Source organism: Cobetia sp. (genome assembly GCF_983723665.1).
Genome location: NZ_CFDJES010000094.1, coordinates 1 through 6,286, shown reverse-complemented (window position 1 = coordinate 6,286; position 6,286 = coordinate 1). Strand labels below are relative to the sequence as shown.

Genomic DNA, 6,286 nt, shown 5'->3' with positions numbered 1-6,286 from the left:
GACAGTCATGACAATAGGCCTTGTCTCGGCCTTCGCTGGCGATCAGCGGTTCTCGAGGCGGTTATAGTCCAGCAAGCCCGCTTCGACAGGGCGATCAGCATAGTTGGTGCGCAGCACGCTGTCGGAGAACTCCCAGAAGCGCGGATCAGTCCGGCGCACCCCGATATCGGCCTGCAGGGCGCGATAGTCCTCTTCGGTCTCGAGTGCCGCCACACGCTCTGCCAGCCCCGTCAGGGTGTCAGGCGTCAAACGCCAGAAGGCATTCGGGTAATCGCCCGCCACGCCCCGCAAGACATCGAGAGTGTCTTCCTCAGGACGGCGATTTTCCTCCTCATCGAACAGACTGGTGATGTTGGCGTGGGCGGAATTGCGCAGCACGCTGTAAAGGCGCGGCGAGTCATCAGTGCCATCCTCCAGCGCGACGATCGTCACCTCCGGCATCAGGCTGGCCGAGACTCCCTGCACCGCAGCGAGGGCCTGCAGCTCATGTCGCACATGCTCATCCTCGACATTGCTCAGGCTGCGCTCATGGCCGAGTTCCGGTGCGAGGCGCTCCTGCATGCGCCGCATCAGACCAAGGCGAGCCTGGTTCGGGGATGACAGCTCCTGCGGTGTCCAGACGATGCCACTGGGCGCATCGAACTGCGGCGGCTTCTTGAACAGCAGCTCGCCAAGGCCGGGGCTGACGTCGCGATACCAGCTGTCATGCACCGCCTGGCGCTCGCCCGCCGGCAACAGCACCAGCAGGTTGTTCTCGCCTTCCATGCGCAGGAAGTCCATGTACAGACGGGTGACCAGCTGATGGCCGAGATTGCCATAGACATCGAAGCCGGCGACCAGCAGATAGTGGATGCGCTCCAGCATCGGGTAATCGATGATCCAGCCCGTCTTGGGCACGCCACCGACCAGCCCCTTCATCACCGCCGCATTGTCGAAGTGACGATAGATGGTCAGGGCCGCGTTGGGGTTGCGCCCCTGGCCGGGGCCCTCAGCCCAGCCGCTGCCGTCCCACAGCACTCGCTCATCCAGGCGCAGATCGCCATCGAGATAGGCCTGGGACATCAGGCGCTGCTTGGCCTTGAGGTAGGCGGTCTGCTTGCTCTCGAACTTGACCCAGGAGCTGATCGGCAACGCATTGCTGCTCTGCTCGGCGGGCAGGCTGAGATTCTTTCCTTCCTCGGCCAGGGTGCGTTCCACTTCCGGGTGGCTGAACATCTTCGGGTCAGTGAAGCCGACCCAGAAGTGATCATTGATCACATCCACCGCGACCTGCCCGCGACAGACCGGCCCCTTGATGAAGCCCATGATGGTGTTCTGCGACTCATCCAGCATGAAGCGATAGCGTGACTCGGCCGGGATGGCCTCGAAGGTCAGGAAAGGATTCGAGGCCGTCTTGAGGTCGTAATCCGGCAGGTCATCCACCGGGTAATCCGGTGTCAGGAACAGCGCCTGCCAGCGCTTGAAGCGAGCATCATCGAGCGCATAGGGCAGATGATTCTTGGCCAGGATCGTCGCGCGCTCCTGCCACAGACGGTAATAGACCCGCGGGCGCCCGGCGTCATCGTGGGGCAGGCTCGCGCGCTCATCGGCGGTGTAGGAGGCATAGGGTGCATCGTAGGGGCGGCGCGTGGAGATGCGCTTGATCGGCTCGCCCGGCGGGGTGCTGGAACGCACCAGCTTGAAGAAGATCGGCCGTCCGTCCGCGCCCTTGATGCCCGGGAAATACACATGGCTCAGGAAGAGATGCTCGTAGATATAGCGATTCATCAGGCGCTGCTTGAGGCTGTCGCCATTGAAGAAGCGCTCGGCCTGCTCGATGTGCGGCATCAGCGCCTGGGGCAGCGGTGCCGGGCCCGTCATCGCGCCACCCTTGGCCAGCCAGTTCACCAGCGTGCGGTGCTCTTCATCGCTGACCTGAGGCAGGGCGTAGGGCATGCCCCAGTCAGGATGGTCTTCGGCGAACTTGTCGTAGCCCTCGACGGGGGCACACACCTGACTGCGATTGAGCGACAGGTCGAAGCGGTCTTCCGGCAGCAGGCCATCTTCCGTCACCGGCAGCGGCGCCTTGCGCTTCTGGCTGAGCGCACGGAACAGCACACTGCCCTCCAGATTGGCGGCCGGGGAGTCGAAGCGCTCATTGAGCACCGGCGAGAAGTCCATGTTGCGCCACTGCTCGGTGGTGTCCGCATCCTCGAACATGCGCGTCAGATTGGCCGCCAGCAAGCGCGTGCCATCGTAGACCGGCGCCGGATTCATGCCGCGATCGATCCCGGCGGCCGATGACATCTTGAGCTGACAGGGAGCGTCGTAGCAGCCATGACAGACCACGCAGCGCGTCTCGATCACCGGCTTGACCTCATCCTCCCACTGACGCCCGGCAAGACTGTCGTGTGACACCACCCGCTCACGCGGTGACGCGGGGCCGAAACGCTCATCGAGCTGATGAATCGCGACGGCACTGCAGCCCCCCAACAGTAGAACGAGCACGATGCTCCAGCGCCAGCGCGGTATGCGCCACAGGCGTCGAAGTAGGTCCGGCATGGGGAACTCCAGCAAGAGGAAGGGATATCGGCAATCGGGCAGATGATGGCGAAAGCGTACCATAAGCAGGCTCACGAATTCGGCAAGACTGTCTTTCCAAGCATAGTGAACAATGATGTCAGATTTTTTTGGCGTTTCCGCATCCAACTTTATTTTGACGGCGTATGACTTCATGACCCGCCTGAACGAGCTGTCTGACGCAAGCGGGTGCCACGATGTTCCTGATCCATAATTCAAAAAATACGGGCCTTGCCCGATAGGAAGCCATCATGACCATGAAGAAGACCGTTACCGCCGCTACCTTCGCCGCTGCTGCTGCCGCGCTGTTCTCCACTGCCGCCCTGACCTCGTTGCCGGTGCACGCGGGTGACAATGCCGTGAAGTGCTCCGGCATCAACTCCTGCAAGGGCACCTCCGAATGCGCGACCGCCAACAGCGCCTGCAAGGGCCACAACGCCTGCAAGGGCCAGGGCTGGTCGTACACTGCCAGCGCTGAATCCTGTGTCGGCGAAGGTGGTACTGTCGTCGAGGGCTGATCCTCAGGCACGCAGAGGCGTCTGCCCTGGCAGGCGCCTCTGGCGAATTCCCGACGGGAGGACGGCACACCGTCCTCCCGTTCCTGATTCTGGCTCTAGCTCTGGTTCTGGCTCTGTTTCTGTCCGGGATCCCTGGCGGGTGTCTTTCAGCTCTACTGACTCGCCCTCTGCCTCGCCATCTTCCGCACCCTCTGCCTTAGCTCAGAAGAGGACTCACGCATGATGACAGCTGTCACCGCTCGCCTGCCCACGCCCGCCAGCGCCGGTATCGGTCAGGGGCTGGGCCTGCGCCCCGAGTACTATCACGAGATTCTGACGACGCTGCCGGACATCGACTGGTTCGAGGCCATCAGCGAGAACTACATGGGCCACGGCGCCAGCGAATCCGGTGGCCTGAGTACTGGAGGCCTGAGTACCGGTGGACTGAGTGCCGGCGGCAAGCCACTGCATCATCTCGAGCGTGTCCGCGAGCACTACCCCATCGCCCTGCATGGCGTCTCGCTGTCCATCGGTGGCAGCCATCCCATCGACAGCCGTTACCTGCGCGAGCTGCGCGCCTTGTGCGAGCGCATCGAGCCGCTGTGGGTCTCCGACCACCTGTGCTGGACGCGTACCGGCGCGCATCAGTTCCACGACCTACTGCCGCTGCCCTATACCGATGCCACCATCGACCATCTGGCCGAACGCATCGATCAGGTCCAGAACGCGCTCGGCCGTCAGTTATTGCTGGAAAATGTCTCCAGCTATCTGACCTGGCGTCCTGACGAGATGAGCGAATGGGAGTTTCTGGCCGAGGTCAGCCGCCGCGCCGACTGCCTGATCCTGCTCGACCTGAACAACGTCATCGTCTCGAGCCACAACCATGGCTTCGACCCGCTGACCTATCTGGACGCCATGCCGGCAGAGCGCGTCTGGCAGCACCACCTGGCCGGGCATATCCGACAGGAAGTCTCCGGCGGCGAGCTGTGCATCGACACCCATGACCAGCCCGTCCCGGACGCCGTGTGGACGCTGTATGACGCCGCGCGGGAGCGCTTCGGCGATGTCGCCACCATGATCGAGCGTGACGACAACTTCCCGCCCTGGTCGGAGTTGATGCAGGAGTACGCCGAGCTGCGCCGCCGCAGTGGTCGTCCGCTGGCGGATGCCGCGCGCGCGAATCAGACGCCAGACCACGGAGGGCTGCGCGCATGACGCAAGCGAGCCCCGCAGGCGGTGCTGATCGCAGCGCCCTGATGCAACTGCAGGAGACCACGGGCGCCTACCTCGCGACGCCGAGCCCTGACACCCGCAGTGCGGCGGCCGAGGCCGTCATCAGTGATCAGCTTGCCAGCGCCGAGGAGCGCCTCGACATCTACGCGATGGCCTATCGTCTGCGACTCTTCGAGGTCTTCGGCGGGGATTTCGAGGCCGTGCACACCCTGATCGGCGATGACGCCTTCGGGCTGCTGTGTCGTGACTACCTCGCGGCCCACCCGCCGAGTCATTATTCGATTCGCTGGGCCGGCCAGCATTTCCCGGCCTTCGTCGCGGCGCGCGAACCCGAGCGCTCCCTGGTCACCGAGATGGCCGCCTTCGAGTGGGCATTGGGGCTGGCGCTGGACGTGGTGGACAGCGCCCCGCTGAGTGTCGAGGCCCTGCAGACGCTGGCCCCCGAGGAGTGGCCCGAGCTGGCCCTGGCAGCGCATCCGTCCCTCAAGCGCTTCTCGTTTCACTTCGATACGCCGACCATCTGGAAGGCCATCGACAACGATGAGCCGCCACGCGCACCGGTCGAGTCCGACACGCCCACGCCCTGGATCGTCTGGCGTCAGCCCACCGCTGGCGCGCCCGAGGTGCACTATCGCTCCCTCGAGCCGCTGGAAGACCTGGCTCTCGGCGCTATCCTCGCGGCCGGTGCCGAGGGCCTGAGCTTCGGCCGGCTAGGGGAGCTGCTGACGCCGCAGGTGGGGGCAGAGCAAGCCCCGAGCGTCGCGATCAACCTGCTGGTGCAGTGGCTCGCCGCCGGCCTGCTGATCAGGCCCTGACATCAGGCCCTGTCATCAGGCATCCGCGCCCGACGCCACACCGGACATGACAGCCAGCGGCGAAAGCCGGACAATACACGCCGACCCTCATTGCGATGGTCGGCTTTCGTCTTCCTGCTGCCGTGATGCCCATGCCCTCTTCTCCTGATGCTCTGCACTCCGACGCGCCGACGGCGCCTCAGACACCTGCGCCGATGGCGGACGCCACGCCAACGCCTCTCGAGGCCAAGTCTGCCGAGATGACTGAGCCGGCCGAGCCGGTTGAGCTGACTGAACCCGCCGCGCCACTCGACATCCTGTTCCAGGATGAAGTGCTGGTGGTGGTTCACAAGCCATCGGGCCTGCTGGTGCACCGCAGCCCCATCGACAAGCACGAGACCGAGTTTCTGCTTCAGCGCCTGCGCGACCAGATCGGCCAGCATGTCTTCCCCGTGCATCGCCTCGATCGCCCGACATCAGGGCTGATGGTGTTCGGCCTCTCGCCCCAGGCGGCGCGCAAGCTGAGCACCGCCTTCGAGGAGCAGCAGGTCAGCAAGCGCTATCTGGCGATAGTGCGTGGTGTCGCGCCCGAGCAGCAACGCCTCGATTACGGCTTGCGCAAGGAAGATGGCAAGCTGCCCAAGGCCGAGATGCCGGAGCAGGAAGCCATCACCGACACGCGCCGCCTGGCACAGGTCGAGCTGCCCATCGCCATCGATCGCTATCCGCAGTCGCGCTTCTCGCTGGTCGAGGCCCGTCCGCTGACCGGCCGCCGCCATCAGATTCGCCGTCACCTGTCACGCCGTGGCTACCCGATCATCGGCGACGCCAAGCACGGCAAGGGCAACTACAATCGCTACTTCGCCACGACACTGGAATGCCCCCGCCTGCTGCTGACGGCTGTCGGGCTCGAGCTCCCCCATCCCGAGGGCGGCTGGCTGAGCCTGTCGTGTCCGCCAGATGGTGCCTACGCGGCACTGATGGAGCGCTTCGGCTGGCTGGGCCATCTGCCCGAACGCTACGCTGAACATCTAACAGAGCGCCCGACCAGACACTGGCTCGATGCGCCCGCCGGCGACCTGGCTGACTGAGCGCGTCCCTGCTGACTGCCACCCGTTCCCCCGAGATTCGCGAGCTGCGCATGACCACCTCTTCCGACACCCCGGACTCGACCGACATGAGCCCAGAACAGCAGAGCTCTGA

At 64.6% G+C, this 6,286-nt stretch carries 5 protein-coding genes; 4 read left to right on the top strand and 1 reads right to left on the bottom strand.

Translation table 11 applies throughout. The annotated features are described in order from the left end of the window. Positions 1-42: 42 nt before the first annotated feature. A complete protein-coding gene (locus AC4FAH_RS10220; protein ID WP_490245979.1) occupies positions 43-2,541 on the bottom strand; it encodes a fatty acid cis/trans isomerase in 2,499 nt (832 codons plus the stop codon). 269 nt (positions 2,542-2,810) lie between these two features. Here AC4FAH_RS10220 and bufA2 point away from each other — a divergent pair, with 269 nt between their 5' ends. The 4 genes from bufA2 to AC4FAH_RS10200 all read left to right on the top strand — a co-directional run bounded on the left by bufA2 (position 2,811) and on the right by AC4FAH_RS10200 (position 6,174). Beyond that, a complete protein-coding gene (gene bufA2 / locus AC4FAH_RS10215) occupies positions 2,811-3,077 on the top strand; it encodes a BufA2 family periplasmic bufferin-type metallophore (protein ID WP_197738697.1) in 267 nt (88 codons plus the stop codon). A 219-nt stretch (positions 3,078-3,296) separates the two neighbouring features. Next, on the top strand, positions 3,297-4,271 hold the full coding sequence (gene bufB / locus AC4FAH_RS10210) for an MNIO family bufferin maturase (RefSeq protein ID WP_286988421.1): 975 nt from the start codon (positions 3,297-3,299) through the stop codon (positions 4,269-4,271). Continuing rightward, positions 4,268-5,104: an HvfC/BufC N-terminal domain-containing protein gene (locus AC4FAH_RS10205; protein ID WP_287020629.1), complete on the top strand. Its 837-nt coding sequence runs from the start codon at positions 4,268-4,270 to the stop codon at positions 5,102-5,104. Before bufB ends, AC4FAH_RS10205 begins: the two co-directional genes overlap by 4 nt. Before the next feature lie 239 nt (positions 5,105-5,343). Further along, complete coding sequence (locus AC4FAH_RS10200; protein ID WP_286988436.1) at positions 5,344-6,174, top strand: pseudouridine synthase; 831 nt, start codon at positions 5,344-5,346, stop codon at positions 6,172-6,174. Positions 6,175-6,286: the final 112 nt, after the last annotated feature.

Bases quoted from the DNA above. Each gene is read 5' to 3' on its own strand.
- AC4FAH_RS10220 (WP_490245979.1), bottom strand. From the start codon at position 2,541: ATGCCGGACCTACTTCGACGCCTGTGGCGCATACCGCGCTGGCGCTGG.
- bufA2 (WP_197738697.1), top strand. From the start codon at position 2,811: ATGACCATGAAGAAGACCGTTACCGCCGCTACCTTCGCCGCTGCTGCT.
- bufB (WP_286988421.1), top strand. From the start codon at position 3,297: ATGATGACAGCTGTCACCGCTCGCCTGCCCACGCCCGCCAGCGCCGGT.
- AC4FAH_RS10205 (WP_287020629.1), top strand. From the start codon at position 4,268: ATGACGCAAGCGAGCCCCGCAGGCGGTGCTGATCGCAGCGCCCTGATG.
- AC4FAH_RS10200 (WP_286988436.1), top strand. From the start codon at position 5,344: ATGACTGAGCCGGCCGAGCCGGTTGAGCTGACTGAACCCGCCGCGCCA.